This is a genomic window from Methanobrevibacter sp., from assembly GCF_045603845.1.
Taxonomy (GTDB): Archaea; Methanobacteriota; Methanobacteria; order Methanobacteriales; family Methanobacteriaceae; genus Methanocatella.
Window position 1 is genome coordinate 14,595 of sequence record NZ_JAZUMY010000003.1, and the last position, 19,556, is coordinate 34,150.

28 protein-coding genes and 1 tRNA gene are annotated in these 19,556 nt (G+C 34.2%); all 29 read right to left on the reverse strand.

Annotated elements, in window-relative coordinates:
* Positions 1–141: 141 nt before the first annotated feature.
* A complete protein-coding gene (gene upp / locus ACKI2W_RS00215; protein ID WP_407378380.1) occupies positions 142–768 on the reverse strand; it encodes a uracil phosphoribosyltransferase in 627 nt (208 codons plus the stop codon).
* Positions 761–2,050: a uracil-xanthine permease family protein gene (locus ACKI2W_RS00220; protein ID WP_407378382.1), complete on the reverse strand. Its 1,290-nt coding sequence runs from the start codon at positions 2,048–2,050 to the stop codon at positions 761–763. The genes upp and ACKI2W_RS00220 overlap by 8 nt, the downstream gene beginning before the upstream one ends.
* A 150-nt stretch (positions 2,051–2,200) precedes the next feature.
* The gene (locus ACKI2W_RS00225; RefSeq protein ID WP_407378384.1) at positions 2,201–2,551 is read right to left on the reverse strand and encodes a hypothetical protein; all 351 of its coding nucleotides are present in this window, start codon (positions 2,549–2,551) and stop codon (positions 2,201–2,203) included.
* Positions 2,552–2,611: 60 nt separating this feature from the next.
* Positions 2,612–2,684 (reverse strand) — tRNA-Thr (locus ACKI2W_RS00230).
* Positions 2,685–2,721: 37 nt separating this feature from the next.
* A complete protein-coding gene (locus ACKI2W_RS00235) occupies positions 2,722–3,030 on the reverse strand; it encodes a putative quinol monooxygenase (RefSeq protein ID WP_407378386.1) in 309 nt (102 codons plus the stop codon).
* A gap of 52 nt (positions 3,031–3,082) precedes the next feature.
* Entirely contained in the window at positions 3,083–3,718 is a 636-nt protein-coding gene (locus tag ACKI2W_RS00240) for an HPP family protein (protein ID WP_407378388.1), read from the reverse strand.
* Between the two features lie 11 nt (positions 3,719–3,729).
* The gene (locus ACKI2W_RS00245; RefSeq protein WP_407378389.1) at positions 3,730–4,557 is read right to left on the reverse strand and encodes a 4Fe-4S binding protein; all 828 of its coding nucleotides are present in this window, start codon (positions 4,555–4,557) and stop codon (positions 3,730–3,732) included.
* A 39-nt stretch (positions 4,558–4,596) separates the two neighbouring features.
* A complete protein-coding gene (locus tag ACKI2W_RS00250; RefSeq protein WP_407378391.1) occupies positions 4,597–5,535 on the reverse strand; it encodes a carbohydrate kinase family protein in 939 nt (312 codons plus the stop codon).
* A 9-nt stretch (positions 5,536–5,544) separates the two neighbouring features.
* Positions 5,545–6,435, reverse strand: a complete 891-nt coding sequence (locus ACKI2W_RS00255) for a formylmethanofuran--tetrahydromethanopterin N-formyltransferase (protein WP_407378393.1) — start codon at positions 6,433–6,435, stop codon at positions 5,545–5,547.
* Position 6,436: 1 nt separating this feature from the next.
* Positions 6,437–7,483, reverse strand: a complete 1,047-nt coding sequence (locus tag ACKI2W_RS00260; protein ID WP_407378395.1) for a hypothetical protein — start codon at positions 7,481–7,483, stop codon at positions 6,437–6,439.
* A 4-nt stretch (positions 7,484–7,487) separates the two neighbouring features.
* On the reverse strand, positions 7,488–8,855 hold the full coding sequence (locus ACKI2W_RS00265; RefSeq protein ID WP_407378397.1) for a 4Fe-4S binding protein: 1,368 nt from the start codon (positions 8,853–8,855) through the stop codon (positions 7,488–7,490).
* Entirely contained in the window at positions 8,852–9,880 is a 1,029-nt protein-coding gene (locus ACKI2W_RS00270; protein ID WP_407378399.1) for a 4Fe-4S binding protein, read from the reverse strand. The genes ACKI2W_RS00265 and ACKI2W_RS00270 overlap by 4 nt, the downstream gene beginning before the upstream one ends.
* Complete coding sequence (locus ACKI2W_RS00275; RefSeq protein ID WP_407378401.1) at positions 9,881–11,005, reverse strand: nickel-dependent hydrogenase large subunit; 1,125 nt, start codon at positions 11,003–11,005, stop codon at positions 9,881–9,883.
* The gene (locus ACKI2W_RS00280) at positions 11,002–11,451 is read right to left on the reverse strand and encodes an NADH-quinone oxidoreductase subunit B family protein (protein WP_407378403.1); all 450 of its coding nucleotides are present in this window, start codon (positions 11,449–11,451) and stop codon (positions 11,002–11,004) included. Before ACKI2W_RS00280 ends, ACKI2W_RS00275 begins: the two co-directional genes overlap by 4 nt.
* A gap of 11 nt (positions 11,452–11,462) precedes the next feature.
* Positions 11,463–11,849 carry a DUF1959 family protein gene (locus ACKI2W_RS00285; RefSeq protein WP_407378405.1) on the reverse strand — a complete coding sequence of 129 codons (387 nt, stop codon included), beginning with the start codon at positions 11,847–11,849 and terminating at the stop codon, positions 11,463–11,465.
* A gap of 10 nt (positions 11,850–11,859) precedes the next feature.
* Positions 11,860–12,162 (reverse strand): energy-converting hydrogenase subunit EhaL family protein, encoded by a 303-nt coding sequence (locus tag ACKI2W_RS00290; protein ID WP_407378407.1) that lies wholly within the window; start codon positions 12,160–12,162, stop codon positions 11,860–11,862.
* A 9-nt stretch (positions 12,163–12,171) separates the two neighbouring features.
* Positions 12,172–12,429, reverse strand: coding sequence for a hypothetical protein (locus tag ACKI2W_RS00295; protein ID WP_407378409.1), 258 nt, complete (start codon positions 12,427–12,429; stop codon positions 12,172–12,174).
* A gap of 12 nt (positions 12,430–12,441) precedes the next feature.
* Positions 12,442–13,302 carry a respiratory chain complex I subunit 1 family protein gene (locus ACKI2W_RS00300; RefSeq protein ID WP_407378411.1) on the reverse strand — a complete coding sequence of 287 codons (861 nt, stop codon included), beginning with the start codon at positions 13,300–13,302 and terminating at the stop codon, positions 12,442–12,444.
* 7 nt (positions 13,303–13,309) lie between these two features.
* Positions 13,310–13,468 carry a DUF788 domain-containing protein gene (locus ACKI2W_RS00305; RefSeq protein WP_407378412.1) on the reverse strand — a complete coding sequence of 53 codons (159 nt, stop codon included), beginning with the start codon at positions 13,466–13,468 and terminating at the stop codon, positions 13,310–13,312.
* Between the two features lie 64 nt (positions 13,469–13,532).
* Positions 13,533–14,204: a hypothetical protein gene (locus tag ACKI2W_RS00310; RefSeq protein ID WP_407378413.1), complete on the reverse strand. Its 672-nt coding sequence runs from the start codon at positions 14,202–14,204 to the stop codon at positions 13,533–13,535.
* A 9-nt stretch (positions 14,205–14,213) separates the two neighbouring features.
* Entirely contained in the window at positions 14,214–14,909 is a 696-nt protein-coding gene (locus tag ACKI2W_RS00315) for an EhaG family protein (protein WP_407378414.1), read from the reverse strand.
* Positions 14,909–15,490, reverse strand: a complete 582-nt coding sequence (locus tag ACKI2W_RS00320) for an EhaF family protein (RefSeq protein WP_407378416.1) — start codon at positions 15,488–15,490, stop codon at positions 14,909–14,911. Before ACKI2W_RS00320 ends, ACKI2W_RS00315 begins: the two co-directional genes overlap by 1 nt.
* Entirely contained in the window at positions 15,487–15,747 is a 261-nt protein-coding gene (locus ACKI2W_RS00325; RefSeq protein WP_292874781.1) for an EhaE family protein, read from the reverse strand. The genes ACKI2W_RS00320 and ACKI2W_RS00325 overlap by 4 nt, the downstream gene beginning before the upstream one ends.
* A complete protein-coding gene (locus ACKI2W_RS00330; protein ID WP_407378418.1) occupies positions 15,740–16,009 on the reverse strand; it encodes a DUF2108 domain-containing protein in 270 nt (89 codons plus the stop codon). The genes ACKI2W_RS00325 and ACKI2W_RS00330 overlap by 8 nt, the downstream gene beginning before the upstream one ends.
* Position 16,010: 1 nt before the next feature.
* Positions 16,011–16,268 (reverse strand): DUF2109 domain-containing protein, encoded by a 258-nt coding sequence (locus ACKI2W_RS00335; RefSeq protein WP_407378419.1) that lies wholly within the window; start codon positions 16,266–16,268, stop codon positions 16,011–16,013.
* A gap of 4 nt (positions 16,269–16,272) precedes the next feature.
* Complete coding sequence (locus ACKI2W_RS00340) at positions 16,273–16,770, reverse strand: hypothetical protein (RefSeq protein WP_407378420.1); 498 nt, start codon at positions 16,768–16,770, stop codon at positions 16,273–16,275.
* Positions 16,763–17,137, reverse strand: a complete 375-nt coding sequence (gene ehaA / locus ACKI2W_RS00345) for an energy-converting NiFe hydrogenase A subunit EhaA (protein ID WP_407378422.1) — start codon at positions 17,135–17,137, stop codon at positions 16,763–16,765. Before ehaA ends, ACKI2W_RS00340 begins: the two co-directional genes overlap by 8 nt.
* Positions 17,138–17,360: 223 nt before the next feature.
* A complete protein-coding gene (locus ACKI2W_RS00350; RefSeq protein ID WP_407378423.1) occupies positions 17,361–17,732 on the reverse strand; it encodes a hypothetical protein in 372 nt (123 codons plus the stop codon).
* Between the two features lie 70 nt (positions 17,733–17,802).
* Positions 17,803–19,515 (reverse strand): hypothetical protein, encoded by a 1,713-nt coding sequence (locus tag ACKI2W_RS00355; protein ID WP_407378425.1) that lies wholly within the window; start codon positions 19,513–19,515, stop codon positions 17,803–17,805.
* Positions 19,516–19,556 lie beyond the last annotated feature (41 nt).

The window sequence follows — 19,556 nt, forward strand, 5'->3', positions numbered from 1 at the left end:
TAATTAATTAAATTAATAGTTATTATTAAAACTTCAATTAAATACTATTTAAAATCAATTTAATTATAGATTAATATGAAAATAAATAAATTAAATTTATTAATATACATCAATTAAAAGAAAAAAGAGAACTAAATAAGATTATTTAGTTCCATAAACTCTGTCACCAGCATCTCCAAGACCCGGCATGATGTATGCGTGGTCATTCAATTCACGATCCACAACGGCGCAGTAAATCTGGACATCAGGGTGATTTTCTTCAATGGTTTTAATACCTGTTGGAGCAGCAACAAGACATAGCAGTTTGATTTTAGTGACTCCATCCTGCTTAAGACGATCGATTGTTGCAGAAGCGCTTCCGCCTGTTGCAAGCATGGGATCGATTATTAAAACTTCCCTTTCTGCAATGCCGTCAGGCATCTTGTAGTAATATTCAACAGGTTCCAAAGTTTCTTCATCACGATAAAGACCAATATGGCCCACTTTAGCATTAGGAACGACAGTAATGATTCCTTCAACCATACCCATCCCTGCTCTCAAAATAGGCACAACAGCATACTTGTCCTCATTCAGCTTTCCAGTCTCCATCTTTTCAAGAGGAGTTTCAATGGTTACCTCTTCAAGCTTGGCATCCTTCATAGCCTCATAACAAAGCAGAATTGAAATTTCGGTTACGAGTTCACGAAACTCTTTAGTACCAGTATTTATATCTCTTAAAATAGCAAGTTTATGAGTTATCAAAGGATGATTCAATACAATCTCATTCATGTTTTTCCTCCGGAATACATAAGTTAAGGATAATACCTACGATTGCTGCAAGAGACATACCTGAAATAGCTATTGACAAATCACCAGATGCAACGGATAAAGTTGCACCACCTAATCCTAAAACAAGCATTGTAGCTGCCACAACAACATTTTTAGTATTATTGAAATCAACTTGATTGTGGATTAATATTTTCAAACCGTTTACACAGATAAAACCATAAAGCAAAACAGAAATACCACCTAAAACAGGTGCTGGAATAGCTGTTAACAAAGCAGTCAGATGGCCTGAAAATGCAAATACAATTGCGATGATAGCTGCAAGACCAATTACATAAACTGATGCAACACGAGTCATACCAACAACAGAGGTATTTTCACCATAAGTTGTGTTAGCAGGACCGCCTAAAAATGCAGCTAAAAATGTTGCAAGACCGTCACCGAGCAAAGTTCTATCCAAACCAGGATCTTCAATCAAATCACGACCGATGATTTCACTTAGAACCTTGTGGTCTCCGATATGTTCAACCATCGTTACAAGGGCAATAGGGACGATAGTCAAAATTGCTGCAAAGTTTAAGTCATAGTGCATGAACGGCAGATAGAACTCAGGAACGGCAATTACTTGAGCTGCCATAACGCTTGTGAAATCAACCATACCGAGCAAAGCAGCAACAATATAACCTACGATGATACCTACAAGGAACGGAATGACTCTTAAAATTCCTTTTCCTCGAACTGCTAAAAATGCCGTAGTTAAAAATGCAATTAAAGCAACAATTAGATTCTGCCATGGAATAATATCAAGATCCAGACCAATCTCACTGATAGCAGTCGGTGCAAGGGATAACCCGATAACCATAATCATAGGCCCAACAATTACTGGAGGCAATAGACGATTAATCCATGCTTTGCCGGAAATCCTGATAATCAAAGAAATAATAACATAAACTAAACCGACAATCATTAAAGCTGTAAAAACACTTGCTTTTCCTGCAATTGCATAACCTGCAATCATAGGAGCAATAAACGCAAACGAACTTCCAAGATATACAGGACTTCGTCCACGAGTACAAATTAGGTAAATAAGAGTACCTAAACCAGATGAAACTAATGCTACAGGGATAGATAAAACATCCGCACCAGCAGTGGTGTTAACAACGATAGGAACTAAAATTGTAGCACCAAACATTGCACATACGTGCTGAATAGCAAGCAAAACCCAATTAAGTGCAGGAGGCTTGTCTCTAACACCCAATAACATATTACTATTTTCTTCACTCATCATATCACACATAATAGATTAAAGAAAATGTACGAACAATTTTCCTATATGTGTTAATATTTGTGATAATAATTATAAAAATATAATGCAAACAAAACAAATTTCGATGCGAATTTAAGTTCATATTAAAAAAAGAAAAAATGTTGAAGATTAATCAAAATCCCCATTACTTTCTGTTCCGGGTGATTGACCCGGTGAAAAACTTTCTGAAGATGAACCACTAGAACTGGATCCTCCAGAATCTGAATAAGAACTAGCGGAACTTTGTGAACTTGAAGAAGAACTAGAAGAACCACTGTCTTGAGACGATTGGGAATCTGTATTAACATCACTGGAAGATGTATCCACTGACAAGCTGGAATTTGAATCGCCAGTAACATTAGTGGAATTATCATCACTAGGAGTTATAGAAAGATTTCCGAATGAAATCAATACATAAAAGCCTGTGGCCAAAACGATTAAAATAATTAGAATTAATATAATGGCATTTTCTAATTTCATTTTCTTGCCCCCTATTAGATATTAAAGTTACATATTAATAAATTTTAGTATAAAAATAAAAGCTACTGACGGGACTTGAACCCGCAACCTCCGCCTTACGAGGGCGGCACACTGCCAATTGTGTTACAGTAGCATAATAAGAAAAAAATAAAATGTAGTTACAAGATCAATTAAAATTCAAGTTTGTCGGAGCTGAAAACTTCAATTTCAAGTTCGCAAGCAACTAAATTTTGAATGTTCTGACCAAATTTAATGAAATGTTCAGTTTGCATATGATTTTGTAAATCCTCAACGGACTTCCATTTCTCAACAAACATTAATGAATCAGCATTAACATCATCATATAAATTATAATCAATATTACCTTCTTCTGCTTTGGATTTTTCAATTAAATCTGATGAAACGCTGATGAAATTCATCTTCGCATTTTCATCTTTAGGAATTGCTTTTGCTAAAACGATTATCATTATATCACTCATCATATATAATTTATGAGTAAACTGATGAATGTTTTCAATTCCACCAATTTATTTATTTTCTTGCCTTGCCTACTCTGCGAGCAATAACCAATTCACCAACGGAAATTAAACCAGCAAAGAATTTTTCCAAACCGCCAGTTGCCCATATGGCCTCACCGAATGTGGAATTCATGATGCTTGCTTCGTAATCTTCAGGAGATATTTTTTTGCCCGTAGTTTTCTTAGATACTAAAGCGGAAGCGGACATTAATTCATCCCAGGTTACGCCCTTAAGCTGATGTTGCATAGCCTCATACAATTTTGAAACTTTAATGTCATAAAGCTCAGATAACAATTCAACAATATCACAGGAACGAATCATTCCAATGACCTGATTTTCATCGTTGATTACAGGTACGGTAACAAATTTATTGTTAGCTGTTAAAATAACTGCAAGCCTTGCAGGAGCATCCTCATGAATTGTGGTTATCTCTTCATAGGAACTCATGATTTCACTGATTTTTTCATTACCTTCTCTTAAACCTCTGGTTATGTCAAAAGAAGTGATCCATCCAACAAGTTGTGTATTTTCATTTACAACAGGACAAGTAAATCTTCTGATTTCTTCCATAACTTTGGAAACTTCAACAACACTATCATTGCAATTCAAATATGCAAAATCTTTATCCATTAACTCTTTAGCTTTCAAAACAATTCCTCCTATTCAATTTCTATTCGTTGTAATGCTCCAACAGGACAATGATTAGTACATTCCACACAACGGATACATTTATCATTATCCAATATCACTTCGCCATCTTCCAACCATATGGCTTCAACAGGACAATTTTCTTCACACAAATAGCAATTTACGCATAAATCATGGTTAACGTTAATCTTTCTGCTGTGAACTATAGGCCCCATTATTCTATCCAATGCAATAGCATTTTCATTTTTTGAAATTTCAACACAGGCACCGCATCCAATACATAACTTTTCATTGATATAAGGATATAATGTATCTTCATCCAATTCAATACCCGCATCAAAGCCCAATTTATCAAAAAACTCCTTAAATTCCACCGTGAATGCATTTGTTGGACATAAATCAGCACAATCTTGCCAATTATTTTCTGCGCTGTAATCTATATCAATACTATTCATTCTAACTACTCTATGAGGACATCTAACATTATTTAAGCTGTATTCTACAAAATCGTTCTCGCTTTCCCCATCAAAAACAACAACATTTTTAATTAATTTAATTGCTGAAATAGGGCAAGTCTGAACACATATTTCGCATTTAACACACTTATCAGTAATCTTAGCTATCCTAAAAATATTAGCTGGTTCAATAGCACTAACCGGACATGTACCAACACATGTATTACACCTTACACATTTTGGCGCAACAGCAATAATTTCTTCTTCTGCTTTAAAATCATCCAATTCGAATTGGAAATCATCACCATCATCATCTAATTCAACAGATTTCAAAACAACTTCACGTTCCAAGTTTTTCATCTGCTTTATAAACGATACATTCATATTATTACCAACTATGTATTTTATTAAATAAATTTATCTTTAATTATTTATAAAATCTTTCAACTCTTCCAGGGAAGGAAATTTCTCCATCCCAAATCCTTCAATAGCTTTGCTGGCAACCCAGTTACCAATTTCACATGACTTTTCTAAAGTGAAATCATTCAGAAAAGCATATAAAAATCCGCTATTGAAACTGTCTCCGGCACCGGTAGTGTCAACAACACTACATTCAAATGCCTGAACTTCACAATTTTCATCATTATTGCAGGCGAAAACGCCTTCAGAACCTCTTTTAACAACAACCGTGCCAATACCCCCATCAAGAAGTTTATTGGCCAACTGTTCATAAGAAGATTCTTCATCATCAAATAATAATCTTAATTCTGATTCATTAATCAGTAAAATGTCACATCTATCCAAAATAGGTTTAATCTCATCCAGCCCCTTTTGGACATATAACATTCCAGGATCAAAACTTAAAATGGTGTCCTTATTCAAATTATCAAGCAATTTTATTTGGGTTTTGAATGAATCACCGACAAAAGAGGTATAATGCATTATCTTACATCGCATAATGTTTAAAGTATTGATTTCCTCAATAACAATGTCATCGTTAACTCCAGAATCAACATAAAGGCACCTTTCACCATTGGAGTCAACAAAACCCAAACATTTGCCGGTGCTTCCTTTATCAGCATAAATTAAGTTATTTGAGAAAACTTCATTCATCGCAAGGTTATATTCAATCAAGTCCCCATCCTCATCTTCAGCAATCTTGCCGATGATTGATGTGGATACGCCCAATCTTGATAATCCTATGATTGTATTTGCTGCAGAGCCTCCTGGAGTATCCTGACTGCTTTTAATGAAACTTTCTTCATCTGCTCCGGCAATATTTTCTACAGAATAGAGCTTATCTACATTAAGGGCTCCAAAGCCTATAACTTCCGCATTTAAATCATCATCAAATATTTCCATAATAAAACCCTATTTCAATACATCCAATAAATTATAAATCTTATCTCCCAATTTGCCTTCAAAGTTTCCTGCAGATATTCCAATTACTCCTTCAACATCAATAGCAGCATCAATACCTGCTTTGAGAGCTTCAAACATTGAATCAACATCAGTTGCGTTGACTACAATTTCGGGAATATAATTAACATTTTCCGGAACCTTGGACTCTTCTGCCAAACGTTCTTTTAAAGAAGGACAATAATAGTGATTTGTAGTCGGTCCGATTTCCGGATAATTGGTTTCCGGCTTTGATGCTGCTGAGCAAACATCAAATGGTGCGGTTGCACCTTCAACACCCATAATCGCATCGATGATTGCATCTCCCGCAGTCAATACTGCTTCAGGAGTTTCGCATAGATACCAGAAATTTCCTCCCATAATTCCATCATTAATTTTGAATTTTTCCTCAATCTGGAAATCAGGAACAGCAATAGGAACATTTATCATTTTGCGGCCGTATTCTTCCACAATCCATTCCCATCCGTCACCACAATGACCTACAATATCCATCATTTCAATATAATCATCACTTTCACCGTCAGAATAGTCAAATATACGTGTGAATGGCTTGACCAAAACATCTTGTCTTAAACGATAGGATAATTCGAATGCAAATTTTTCTTTATCATCACCACCTAACCAGTATTGGACAACAGCCCCAAAACGGCCGTCCGGAGTTTCGTTTTTATCTAAAAATCCTTCAACTCCTCCTTCAACCCTGCCTATTACAGCACTTGGTGTTGATGTTGAGTCATATGCTGCCCTTTTAACTATCTTTTCAGTTGGTCCCGTAATCAAAGCCCTTACATATTTTCCTTCAAATGCTTCAAAAAAGGTATCTTCAACTTTTTCATAACTCATTTTATCCTAATCCTCCTATGTCTTCACCACGAATATTATTTCGCATACTGACACTTTCTTTTAGTATTTTCTCATAATTTTCTTCATCAATTAATTTGATAATTGGATATTTCTCATCATCAAAGACTTCAAAGAACTTTTCACAAATATCCTGACAAATAGAATATTTTTCAAATAATTCTTCAATATTTATTTGTAAATTATATTCTTCAATGAACTTTAAAACTTTAGATTTATCATAGTTTGAATAAATATCCGCAATGACTGCCGTTGTTATGGCGCTTGGTGATACAATAGCTATTTCAGCAACTTTCAATGGATATTCATTGCCGTTGAATGATATTGAGATTCCATCATTTTCACGGGCAAACTGAAGAGGTTCCACATCAGTTATGCTGTCGCCGATATATAAAATCTGATTGACATCAATACTGTCTTTTTCAATTATATCATCAATGGCCAGTTTCTTGCCCAAACCTCCAACAACATCTATCTGTTTTATCTTTTCATAAATGGACATTTTGGGAATTTCAACGAAAAATATATTGTCAAACAGTTCGTAATCTTCGGGGCTTTCAAGAATCTGTTTTTTGAATTCTGCTATTTTAGCCAATTCCTCATCATTCAGATGAAGACCATCTACATCAACATCAGTGAAATATGTATTTTCAAATGGAAATTCCATATAATTGGAAAGTGCTTCGATATATTGGCCATAACTGGTACTGACTATGTAAGTATTCATAGATTCCTTCAAGTATTTTAAAAGGAATTTTGAGTCTCTGACAGAGCAAATATTATTTTGTGAAAAGCTGATTAAATCATCATTTTTAAGGTTTTCAAGAACAAAAAACGGCAAAATTAATTTTAAAGTGTTGCCTGCTTTATAACCTTCTTTTTTAACGACATCAACAAGATAATCATCATATAAACTGAGAGTTTTGAATAATTCATCACCATTTTCAATGAAATGTGCGCATAATTCAAATGCATTATCGTTGAGTGTTAATGGACCTTCACAGTCTGTAATAAATGATTTTTCAAACATCAGCTCACCTAAAGTTTATAATTCTTATTGAATCAACAGGACAAATCGCTTCACAGGTTCTGCAGTAAATACAATTGTCTTCTATAAATTCAACATGATCATCTTTCAGATCCAAAGCCTGAGTTGGACAGTTCTTTACACAAATTGCACATGCCTGACACTTGGTAGTTGATATGGATAAATCTCCTTCCCTTTGTTTATAGAGATAAGACCTTGCATAGTACAAGTCAGTGTCCTTACTATAATAATAATCGTCATAAGCCCCAATTGCATCAAACTGACATTGTTCAACACACTTACCACAATAAACACAATTGTCATTTATAGTTATTGGATTTGGACCATTGAGTTCAATTGCGCCAACAGGACAAACATTATAACATTCACCACATGCAACACATTTCTTAGTGTAAACTTCAATGTTTCTATCCATCAGATAAGAACCGAAGAGTTTATCAAATTTATTTACTTCTATACGTGAATCCAAAACAATACCCAGTTCCTTTTCCATCTGGTCATTTACTTTACATTCAATGAAATTTTCGAAATTCTGATCATCAAATTCTAAAGACATTGACGTTGCAACCCTTTTAAGAACAGAGTTTAAACTTATCAAATCAAGAGATAATCTTTTCATATCATTATCAACAATGCTGGACACAATATCGAATGATTTGATTTCACTATACATTTTATAAGCTTTTTTACGGGATGCATACCGGATAGCTGTTGACGGACATGAATGCATACATTCCTCACATCTTGCACAATAGCCCGGATTAATATAAGGTAACTTATTAGTCCTTCCTACATTTATTGCACCAGTTGAAGGACATACTCTGGTACATGTCATACAGCCAATACACTTATCCTGATTAACAACGATAGCTTTACCTCCCTTGACTGTTTTAGGAAGCAGCTGACCATATTTAATCGCATCTGTAGGACATACCCTGAAACAGTATCCGCAACGGACACAGGTATCCTTATCAATTTCACTGTGCGGAGGATTGTTACCGTCATTTATAATGTGTATTGATCCGTTTTTACATGCCTGAACACATGCACCGCATGCCTTACACAATTTGATGTTAATGTTTGGAACTTCCTCTTTGATAGGAGGATCCATTTGAACATCAAGGGAAATTGCATCAAATGGACATGCATTACGACACAAAACACAACCAAAGCAAGTATTTTTTATTTTTACAAGACCATCAACTTCATCCATATATATTGCATCAATAGGACATGAATTAAGACAGGGTTTGTCTGAACAATTCTCACATTTAGTCTGATTAATCAAATAATCAACATCAACATGTCTTAACGGCCTTGGAGTTTTAGTATAACTGTCAATCATAACACTCACTCCATTAAAATCTCCTCATTTAAATTAGATGCTTTCACAGTAGTGTGTATAATCCTATCCTCTTCTAAAGAGAATTTTGCTATGAAATATTTGATTACTGAGAAAGGACAGGTTTGGTAACATATACTGCATCTTAAACATCTATCTTTATCTCTAACAATGGTATCTTCTTCTTCATCAAATGAAATGCAACTTGTAGGACAATCAGGAATACATAGCTGACATTTCTTACATTTATCCTTATCCCAATCGATGATTCTAATTTTAAGTCTGTTGACAGCATTTGAAATTATTTCAAAACTGACTTCATCATCAGGAATAATTTTAAGAGCCTCATCCCAAATATCATCTAAAGGAACATCATACTGAAGCAAACTGTCTTTTTGAAGCGCCCTTAAATCATCTTCCTTAGAGTTAATATAATCTTCAAGATAATTTACAGTTAGAAGAATCAGATCCTTTTGATCCTGTAAGTTTTCGACGAATACTCCTTTCATTGCGCCATTAACAGGACAAACGTCGACACATTCTCCACAGGCAATACAATTTAACTGATCCACATGCATTTTATCATTAACAAGAGATATTGCATTAACCGGACATTTTTTCATACATTTCTTACATTTAATGCATAAGTAATCGTCAACAATGTACTGTCTTTTTGAAGGAATAATATTGAATTCTGGTTTAATCAGATGATTTTCACCACATTCCAACGTTTTCGGTTCGGTAGGACATACTTCTGCACAGAAACCGCAACGAATACAAGCTCCTTCATATATTACCGGATAAGTCATTCCTTCTCCCGTTTCATCATCCTTTTCACGAATAATTTTGATAGCATTAGGTGAAGGACAGGAAACCGTACATGCACCACAACCAATACAATATTCCTTATTTACTTTTGGGAAATTCCTAAACCTGTCCGGCTTTTCAGCAAGTTCCGGCAAAGATTTTGCATCGGTAAATGCATTGGCCCAAGCCTTTTGAGCAAAATCATAAATATACCACATCAAAGATGACATCTACATTACCTCACCGAAATTTTTTAAAGAAGTCTTTCCATGCTCATCAGTAATGGCAACCCTTTCGGCACATGCAACACAAGGGTCGCATGATGCATAAGTTGCAACAGCATCAGCAACAGACGGAACATCCCTAATCATATATTTAGCGCATGAATCCATATTAGGAATACTTGGAGTTCTGATTGAAATATGTTTAATAAGATTACCGTTGGTTTCAATCGTATAAGTTACTTCACCACGGGGAGCTTCATTTCTCCATTGAGCATAACCAGATTTGAGTTCTACAGGGACACGAATATCTCCTTTAGGAATGTTTTCAATAGCCTGTCTAATTAAACTAATTGATTCAGGTATTTCATCAAACCTATTTAGAGTTCTTGCATAATTATCCCCCTCTTTTCTCCAAATAGTTTTAAAGTCGAAATAATCCTTATAAGTATAATGGTCTTCACGATAATCATATTTAATTCCGGAACCACGACCAATAGGACCAACAGCTCTTCCTCTAATGGCCTCTTTCTTGGTCATTACTCCAACACCTTTAGTACGGAGAGCTAATGCGGGACCTTCAGCAAAGATTTCTCTTGTTCTTTCAAAACCTTCTTCAATTTTCTCAAGATTTTCCAGAATAAGCTTGAAATGGCGCTCATCAGCATCCATTTTTACTCCGCCAACAACATTCCAACCCATATTAACCCTATTACCAGTCAACAGTTCAATGGAATCCATTGCATATTCCCTTAACTCCAACACATGCATGAATAATGTTTCATGATCCAAAGATTTGAAGAAAGTTGAATTTCCAAGGAAATGGCTTTGAATCCTATCCAGTTCATTTGTTATTACTCTTAAAAATTGTGCCCTTGGAGGAGCTTGAACTCCACAAATCTGTTCAATAGTTTCTGCAAAAGTTTGAGTGTGTTCATATGAACATATACCGCAAACCCTTTCGGATAAATAAATACCTCTCTGCCAAGTTTGACCTTCAATAATCTTTTCAATACCTCTGTGAACATAACCATATTCAATTTCTGCTTTCACAACCTTTTCTCCTTCTGTCTGGAGTTTAAGTCGGATAGGTTCCTTTAAAGCAGGATGAATAGGTCCGATAGGTAATATCATCTCTTTTCCCTCCCACGATCAGCGATAGCTTGAGGACCAACTGCCAAAATAGCTTCCAAAATTTCACTAGGCCTTGGAGGACATCCTGAAACTGCAGCATCAACAGGAATAAAATCAGACGCAGGAGCATAAACATGACCTCCCTCCTGATTAAATACATCCCCTGATTGCGGGCAGTTTCCAATAGCTACCACAATTTTTGGTTCAGGAGCTTTATCATAAACTCTTTTTAAATTTTCTCGCCATTGCTCTGTAACAGCACCAGTCAGCAATAGAACATCAGCCTCACGAGGATTATTGTGAACATAAATACCATATTGCTCTAAATCATATCTTGGAGATAACAATGCGACACATTCTACGTCACATCCATTACATCCACCACAATTTACAATACAGACATGAATGGAGCTTTTTCTCACAATATCCTTAATTGAATCTAACATTTTCTCCCTCTTTATCTAGAATTTTTTAATAATTGGAATAATTGTTTTTGACCTTCCTTTAATACATCAGAATAATCTTTACCATCCATTACTTGTTTTGCCAATTTTTCCTTAAGCTCATCTGCATCATCTTGAGATATTAACTCCAAAGTATTCACAAATAAACAGAGTCTTAAATCAGCATGGAACTTTTTAACTAAACATTCATATTCTGCGGTTTCAAATGTGGCATGTAGGGACAACAATCCGGACATATCTAATAAATCAAATAAAACATGCTCTAATTCTTCAGGCGTACAGTCAAAATCCTCAGATAAAGGATTGATTATATCCTTTTGAATCACATAAGTTTTAACTATACGATCTTTCATCAACTCTAATTTTCCTTTATCATCCATTGAAATCACATCATATTGTCCAGTGTAATAATAAATAAATAATAATTGCTATCACCAAACCGATAGCGGTTTCTTTTCTTCCGTAACCTGGCCTTTCACCCATTACAAAACCTGCCAAAAGAAATCCTATTCCTCCCAGCACAATATTACCTGAGTTTATACCCAAAACCCAACCAATGATGGATACTATGCACATTTTACTATTTAATGCAGTATCTACAATAAAAGGTTCGCCGTGTAATTTATAACTGTACAAAAGACCCAAAATGGAACCGATTACAAATGTAAGCAAATAAACTAAATAATCTAACATAATATCCTCCTAAATTGGTTTATAAAGTAATATAAATGAACAAATAATTACAATAAATGTTACGAAAAACATTATTTTCTCTAAATTCTCAACTGTATGTGCAAAATTACCTTTATTAGTTAACAATACCAAAATAGCCAAAATAACTCCCAAAATAGGAATTGGGGCTAAAACTGTAGAATGGAATAATGTTGCAAGTAAACCCACTACAATTATACCGATTGCAACCAATGAAGTTAAATAAACAATGACTTTCTCTGAACTCATATTAATCCCATCCTATATTAAAATCATTAAAATTGTTCCAACAAAACAAACTGCCCCTATCGTTATTTGACTCATAACGGAATGATTCGGATTCAACAGAGGAGTTACTGAATTGATAAATCCTGTAATGAATGTTATCACAATCATTCCAATGACATAACCAACAACATCAAGAGGTCCGAAGAATATTGTTAGGAAAACCCATAACATAACATACCAAGAAATGGATTCTGAAAACATTATGAATCCTCTTAAGAATCCGAAATGCTCTGTTTCAAAACCTGAAACCAATGTTTTATCCTTAGTTATTCCAAATGGAGAGTATGGAGATTTAGATAATAATAACAAGAAAAACATAATAGCTGCAAGAGGTATTGAAAATGCCAACGGACCGTTGCTAGCCTGATAACTAATAATATTTCCTATGTTCATCGTGCCTGTTTTTAAATATACAAGCGCAATTGCCGCAAATAATGGTAGTTCAGTTGCTGCTGATAACACAGCCCTTACACAACTTGCCTTTCCATAAGGTGAACCGGAACTTGATCCTGAATTATGCTCAACAATTTTATAAACTGCATAAACACCGAACAATATCAGCAAAGAGTTATGCATTACCGGACCCACAATCACACCAACAATCCATATTGCAGCCAAAATAAATACAATACCAACATAAAATGGCATTGAAGCTGTTTTAGGAAATGCTGTTTCTTTGAAGAAAAATTTCAAAGAATGCAATAAATGCTGTATGATAGGCGGACCAGGTCTTTTCTGAACACGTGCCATTATTTTCCTATGCAAACCTAAAAGCAAACTTCCAGCAAGGAATGCAATGATTACATTAATTAAAATATCTGCCATTAAATTCATAATACCACTAATATCCAGTAAAAGGTTCTTTCACCCTTTCTTCTGCATCTTCCGGCCTAGGTTTTGCCATAGTAAGCAATCCTACAGATAAAACCCATAGCGGAATACCAATTATAGCCACCAAATAAACTATCCAGTCTGCAAAGTCCACAACCAAGCAAGCCAAGATAGCTATTGTAGATATAATCAATAATATAATACACGTAATCTTTTGATTAACCATACTCTCACTACCATAATACCAATAATAATATTTCAACAGCCCTCACAATAATAAACAAAGAACTTAAGTGAATAATTACAATAAATGGAGAACCAGGAGTCCTGAACATTTCAGCCTTACTTGCAAAGAATGGTGCCACACCGCTTTCTCCCAAGATACCGAGCAGCATTAAAACCGCACCAAATACAACCATAGGAGTTGCTGACATTTGTGACAGTACAGCAAGACTTAAAGTTCCTGTTGATGCGAGAATGATGGATGCACCACCAAATAAAGGCAAACTGCACATCATAGCAATTAATCCATATTGATATGCTGAGTTTAAAACACTGGTCTGTTTTACTGCTGAAACAATACCAATATTCAAAATACCGATTAATGCCATAAACAATGTGAAGTTAAACAAATCTCCAGTAATCATAGCTCCTGCAGTGGCAATACCACAGATAACCGCCAAAAATCTTCTTTGTTTGAATTCACTTTTACCTACCTTAACATTAGTATTTGAAAGTTTGTTAAAGGTAGCTTCCACCTGCGTTTCCGTTTTACTGATTGCAATCAGCAATGTGAATACAAGCATTACTGCAAATAGGAACAGATTAAGTGGCGTAAGATATAATACTATATCTCCAAGTGGTATTGTACCTAATAAATTTCCTCCAAGCGTAACAAAATCCATAACACACCACTACTCCTTATCAATATCCTCTCTCATAAGCAGCCCAATCAAACCTACTTTTGAAGCTACTTTTAATAATAATCCACAAGCGGCTAAGAATAAACTTAGTACCCACAAACTAGGGACAACAAAGAATAATACGAATCCGATAATCCATAAACACCATGCAATTCCACTAACACCGGCCAAACCGTCGATGACTAACACCGGCAATCCTCTTGCTTTTTTAGATAATGCATATAACACTATTCCTCCACCAGCTACCGCACCACCAGTAAATCCGGTTAAAAATATTCCATAAGCGATTAATATCAATGCAATGAAATTAGGAGCTGTAGTCATGATTTCCATATCCAAAGCAAATGGCTGAGGAAACAGGGAAGTTGATTTAGTTAAATTTGCTCTAGGATTAGCATCGATTTTATGCATTTCTCTTGAAATCAGAATTTCTGAAATTGCCAATGTTTCAGCCAGTTCTACAACCAGACCAGGCAAAATTAAAGCTTCCGCCAAATCAGTACCTACAGCGGAAACAACAAATATCATGGCAAGACCAATCAAATCAGTCAATATAAGAATATGAATCTCTTCTTTTCTCATAGCTATTGCCATTGATCCGATAAATCCGACAATTAATCCGGCGTAAATTGCAGGCAAATACATTGAAATGAATGCACTAGGCACATAAGCAGGAATCAACACCATCAGTTATCCCTCCTTAACTGTTTTGCCCTTGCCTTTTCATCATTAATTTTTACTTCACGAGCAACACGGGCAGAATCATCAGCTGCCTTTTTAATATCTTTGGCAATATCTCTTCTTTTCATTGTATAATTAACGGTTAACCATGAAGCTATAATAAACGCCATCATTAATATGGAAGACTCTAAAATTGTATCGGAACCTCTTGTATAATACAATATTTCATCTACAAGTCCACCAGGAGATGAATAAATTGAAGTTCCGAAGTACGGAGATATTGAGGATATCCATTCTGCCAACGGAGACATATATGCCGTTATCATACCTAACTCTGCGGCATTTTCCGGATACTGAGGCTTGATGTTTCCTGGCTCTTTCAACACGACACCGCCTCTGTCATAAGGTGCAATTGAAAGGCCTTCATCAATCTGCTCCTGAGGAGCAGGTCTTGTATATAACTGATCTGGATTTAGAGCCATAGGAACAACAAATCCTACAATCAATATTATTCCTAAACAGAAAGCGAATAATCTAGGAACGTTTTTCGGATCAGCCAATTTATTCCAGATTTTACCGATTCTCATACGTCTGCCCCCATTTCTTCCAAACGAATAATAGCTCTAAATAAAATCAAAGTAATGACAACAGTTGTAGCAACCAATGTCAATAACGCTAAAACATGATTATATGATAACAATACCAGACAGACCCCGATAGAAGCCACTTCAGTATTGAATGTCCTGACAATAGGATCTTTAACTCCTGGACCCCATGCAGTGGCCAAACTGCCCACAATAGCTAAAACAATTCCAAAATAGAAAAATAACTGAACATCAATCATGTATCTCACCACTTTCTACTTTTTTAGCTCTAATCTCTTTAATTTTTACAATAGACATGATAAATACTAAAGTAGATAAAGGACCAGATAATGCAACAAATAAAGCTACATCCAGATATTTAAACAATACTACAGTCAATAAAAAACCTGCATCAAGGATGGAAAACATTATAATTTTATCCATAGGTTTTTTAAGCAATATGATACCTGCAGCACCAATAATCATTAACACAATTGCAATAATAGAAACGACAAACTCCATACTAATCCTCTCCGTCCAAAAGTATTTCATCATCCAATCTATTTAACGTGTAGGCAATTGCATTTGCACTGATAGTAGAACAGACAAAGAATGCTGCTGCAACAATAAGAGCGAAAGGAGTATTAATGACCAGTGCAATAAGTGCAGAAACGCCAAATCCAATAACATTCAGGTACAATAGTCTTTCTGCCCTATTTTTAGTAATCAATGCTCTTAAAGAAACAAATATTAAAATTATACCAATAATTTCCGCATACATCATATCACTCCTCAGCATGTCTATTAAACTTATCAGCTATCTTACCAAGAATGATAGATGCTCTAACCTGATCAATACCCTGAATGGTCAATATTGCAATAACCATACCTACAATAAACATTTCCGGAGTTAATCCGACAAATGAGAATATGAAAATAAGTATCGTGGCAGTTAATGAGCCGACAGTTCCAGCATAACCTGGATCAGCACACAATCTATTTCCAATAAAGACTAAAAATGCAGCAATAATTCCTCCAGGAATACCTAAAAGCAAATATCCGATAGATGCAATTAATGTACCTGCAGATGCATCCGGAGAACATAAAATGTTTCCTTGGAAAAATCCGCCAGCAATATCTCCATTTCTCTTTTTAATTGATTCACCTATAATACGAGCTCCTTCAACACCCGGCTGTTCCGGAAGGCCAAAATAAGTATCAACTATTACAAAATTCAGCCAACAGATAATGGTTGCAAGTATAATACCTATTATCTCATTCATTTATATCCTCCCCCTCATCTGGAGATGGAAATATATAATTGAATAAATATTTCACAAACAAACCAGAACAAATACCTATAATAATAGCGAGTACAAGTCCATTAAATGCAAAAGTGTAATTTAAAACCAAAAAGAATGATAAGACACCAATAGCAATAATTGGAGTTGGATAAATTGCACTTACATCAAAAGAATACCTGCTAGAAGGCATCAATGGAACCCTTAAAATTAATGCAATTATGATAGATACAACAATAGCCACTAAATAGGCTAAAATTATATCAAAATAACCGATTGTTATGTTAGCAAGACCATAAACATTAGCTATAGCTAGCGAGTTTACAGTAAAATGAACTAAATCAAACATATTAAGACTCCCTCTATAATTATATTATAATATATTAATTTATAAAAAAGAAAATATATAAATGTTGTTACTTGAAAATAATAAATAAAAGGTTAAATCATAGTTAAGTAATTAAACAACTATTTTTAATAAGAATTATGAGATAAAAAGTTAAAATAAGATGATGAAAGAAAAATGAAATAAATTAAGAGAAATAATATGGAATTTAAAAATAATGAATTAATTAGTGGAATCCGCATCCACTGCATGATTCACATTTTTCTTCTTCTAAAGGATTATAAGTTTTATCTTCTTGTAAAGTTGCAGAAAGGAAATATTGATCCATTTCATCCTTATTTTTCAAAACAGGAGAAATACCTTTGAATTCACATCTAATATCCCCAGTACCCCCAATATCAACAAGAATTGGTTCACCTAATTTAAATCTTCTGAAGTATCCTTCAACTTCATCTTTTAAACTTCCAGGAACTCTGAAATTAAAAGATAAAATATTATTCTCCTTCATTTTTAAACCAACATACTTTTGGTCGATTTCATAATTTAATCCTAATTGTTTTTTGAATATAACATTATTACCAATATCTGAAGTTGACATAACTATCTACCACATAATTTATTACATATATAATTGTTTTTTAAGATTATATAACTTTTGTGAATATTAATTATTCAAAATATTTTTCTTTCAATAGAACGAATAATCCGGAAATGCTTAAAACCTCAAATAAAGCAAAAATAGCCTGGCAGTTTGAGGAATATGCTATAGTATACTCGCAGTAATATAAAAATGAACAGAACCAACACAATCCGAATAGCTGAACAAAAAATGTTGCCAACAACAATATTTCAAAAATAAACAGCAATAACATACTTTTTTGCTTAAATCTACTCATGATTACATTTAATCCAGTAAATATGAATCCTATGACGGAAATGATTACTAACACGATAGAAATTACCTGATATAATTGGATATCTAAACCGGCAAGTTTTAATGTGAAATCATCCTGTGAAAACTCATCCTTGGTTAAGATATGCATATTTAAAAAGGATTCGATTTCTGAAACATCACTACGCTCACCATAAGTTAACGTAGGATACATTACATCAACATTGCATTCCTGGATTGTCCTTCCCAAATCATTATATAATGTGGATGTCTGAAGTAACGGGAAGAACAAATCTTTTAAGCTATAAATTTCATCTAAAGATCTTCCGATTGCATATTTTGAGATGAAAATCTTATCGGACTTATTTAAATTTCCGTTTTCAAATGCATCACTAAGCTCATTATTTACCGTGTGGAAAAAGTCGCTGGTAGATTTTTCATCATTATATAATCCTGAACTGGATAAAGCATCCCTTAAACTCCAAGCAATGGTGTCTCCAGTCAAATTATTCTTTTTCAAATCTCCCTCCGCCCATCCGGAATGAGTCCAGTTATCCAATAAATCTGGTCTGCTTTGCAATGTTGGTGAAGCGTTCCAAGCCTTTTCAATTGTTGAGTAGGGAACCCACAACACGTCTGATTTATTGTCATCTTCAATTAATAGGAGATTGTGGAAAAATTCACCCAGTTCACCTTCGGTCCTTGTATTGATGTCATATACACCGAATTTTTCATGATTGATTTCTGAATATGCGAAAGTTCCACCTATAAAAATAAGAATAGGAATTAAACACAAAACAATCATTTTACCGGAAGTTCTAACGTCAAATTTATTACTTTTGAAATAATCCGCTAATTTAAAAATTAATGTAATTAATATTCCGGCCAAAAACAGGATTAAAATTCCAATCCCATCTTCTTTAATGTAATAATTAAAAGTAAACAATAGCCCTAAAATGATTCCCCAAATCAATAAAGAGTATTGCTTTAAATCATCAAAAATTACTTTATTCATAAATATGAACAGAGAAGATAAAAATAAAATTAAAAAAGGAGCTATAATAGCATTTCTATAAATTCTGCCGCTTATGAACAAATCCAACCCTGTAGGCAGAAAAATTATAAACAGATAAATTAATGCTAAAAATATTTTATTTTTTGTTATGGAATTATAAACAGCATAAACTACAAAAATTCCTGCCAATATCCACACTAAAGAAAGGACAACACCATAAGGCAATCCAGTTACATTTACAAACTTTAAAAAAAGTGAATATGCGATAGTTTTACTTAATGAGTGAATGTTCCAATTGGCAAAATATTGGCCCAGATGAGCATTGTTAATCAGCAGCAATTCATCTAGCTGATTTGTAAGTAAATACCAATAAGGAAAAGAGTTTCCAACATATACTCTAAAAATTGATAGCAGACATAATATGGAAACAATAAAATAAGATTTGATATCATTGACTTTTCCAATAAATTCCATGATTAAAATAAGTTTTTAAGAATATTTATAAGTTTTCATGA

Excerpts from the sequence above, each read along its gene's own strand:
- upp (WP_407378380.1), bottom strand. The coding sequence starts at position 768 with ATGAATGAGATTGTATTGAATCATCCTTTGATAACTCATAAACTTGCT.
- ACKI2W_RS00220 (WP_407378382.1), bottom strand. The coding sequence starts at position 2,050 with ATGAGTGAAGAAAATAGTAATATGTTATTGGGTGTTAGAGACAAGCCT.
- ACKI2W_RS00225 (WP_407378384.1), bottom strand. The coding sequence starts at position 2,551 with ATGAAATTAGAAAATGCCATTATATTAATTCTAATTATTTTAATCGTT.
- ACKI2W_RS00235 (WP_407378386.1), bottom strand. The coding sequence starts at position 3,030 with ATGAGTGATATAATGATAATCGTTTTAGCAAAAGCAATTCCTAAAGAT.
- ACKI2W_RS00245 (WP_407378389.1), bottom strand. The coding sequence starts at position 4,557 with ATGAATGTATCGTTTATAAAGCAGATGAAAAACTTGGAACGTGAAGTT.
- ACKI2W_RS00250 (WP_407378391.1), bottom strand. The coding sequence starts at position 5,535 with ATGGAAATATTTGATGATGATTTAAATGCGGAAGTTATAGGCTTTGGA.
- ACKI2W_RS00255 (WP_407378393.1), bottom strand. The coding sequence starts at position 6,435 with ATGAGTTATGAAAAAGTTGAAGATACCTTTTTTGAAGCATTTGAAGGA.
- ACKI2W_RS00260 (WP_407378395.1), bottom strand. The coding sequence starts at position 7,483 with ATGTTTGAAAAATCATTTATTACAGACTGTGAAGGTCCATTAACACTC.
- ACKI2W_RS00270 (WP_407378399.1), bottom strand. The coding sequence starts at position 9,880 with ATGTCATCTTTGATGTGGTATATTTATGATTTTGCTCAAAAGGCTTGG.
- ACKI2W_RS00275 (WP_407378401.1), bottom strand. The coding sequence starts at position 11,005 with ATGATATTACCTATCGGACCTATTCATCCTGCTTTAAAGGAACCTATC.
- ACKI2W_RS00280 (WP_407378403.1), bottom strand. The coding sequence starts at position 11,451 with ATGTTAGATTCAATTAAGGATATTGTGAGAAAAAGCTCCATTCATGTC.
- ACKI2W_RS00285 (WP_407378405.1), bottom strand. The coding sequence starts at position 11,849 with ATGGATGATAAAGGAAAATTAGAGTTGATGAAAGATCGTATAGTTAAA.
- ACKI2W_RS00290 (WP_407378407.1), bottom strand. The coding sequence starts at position 12,162 with ATGTTAGATTATTTAGTTTATTTGCTTACATTTGTAATCGGTTCCATT.
- ACKI2W_RS00295 (WP_407378409.1), bottom strand. The coding sequence starts at position 12,429 with ATGAGTTCAGAGAAAGTCATTGTTTATTTAACTTCATTGGTTGCAATC.
- ACKI2W_RS00300 (WP_407378411.1), bottom strand. The coding sequence starts at position 13,302 with ATGAATTTAATGGCAGATATTTTAATTAATGTAATCATTGCATTCCTT.
- ACKI2W_RS00310 (WP_407378413.1), bottom strand. The coding sequence starts at position 14,204 with ATGGATTTTGTTACGCTTGGAGGAAATTTATTAGGTACAATACCACTT.
- ACKI2W_RS00315 (WP_407378414.1), bottom strand. The coding sequence starts at position 14,909 with ATGGTGTTGATTCCTGCTTATGTGCCTAGTGCATTCATTTCAATGTAT.
- ACKI2W_RS00320 (WP_407378416.1), bottom strand. The coding sequence starts at position 15,490 with ATGAGAATCGGTAAAATCTGGAATAAATTGGCTGATCCGAAAAACGTT.
- ACKI2W_RS00325 (WP_292874781.1), bottom strand. The coding sequence starts at position 15,747 with ATGATTGATGTTCAGTTATTTTTCTATTTTGGAATTGTTTTAGCTATT.
- ACKI2W_RS00330 (WP_407378418.1), bottom strand. The coding sequence starts at position 16,009 with ATGGAGTTTGTCGTTTCTATTATTGCAATTGTGTTAATGATTATTGGT.
- ACKI2W_RS00335 (WP_407378419.1), bottom strand. The coding sequence starts at position 16,268 with ATGTATGCGGAAATTATTGGTATAATTTTAATATTTGTTTCTTTAAGA.
- ACKI2W_RS00340 (WP_407378420.1), bottom strand. The coding sequence starts at position 16,770 with ATGAATGAGATAATAGGTATTATACTTGCAACCATTATCTGTTGGCTG.
- ehaA (WP_407378422.1), bottom strand. The coding sequence starts at position 17,137 with ATGTTTGATTTAGTTCATTTTACTGTAAACTCGCTAGCTATAGCTAAT.
- ACKI2W_RS00350 (WP_407378423.1), bottom strand. The coding sequence starts at position 17,732 with ATGTCAACTTCAGATATTGGTAATAATGTTATATTCAAAAAACAATTA.
- ACKI2W_RS00355 (WP_407378425.1), bottom strand. The coding sequence starts at position 19,515 with ATGGAATTTATTGGAAAAGTCAATGATATCAAATCTTATTTTATTGTT.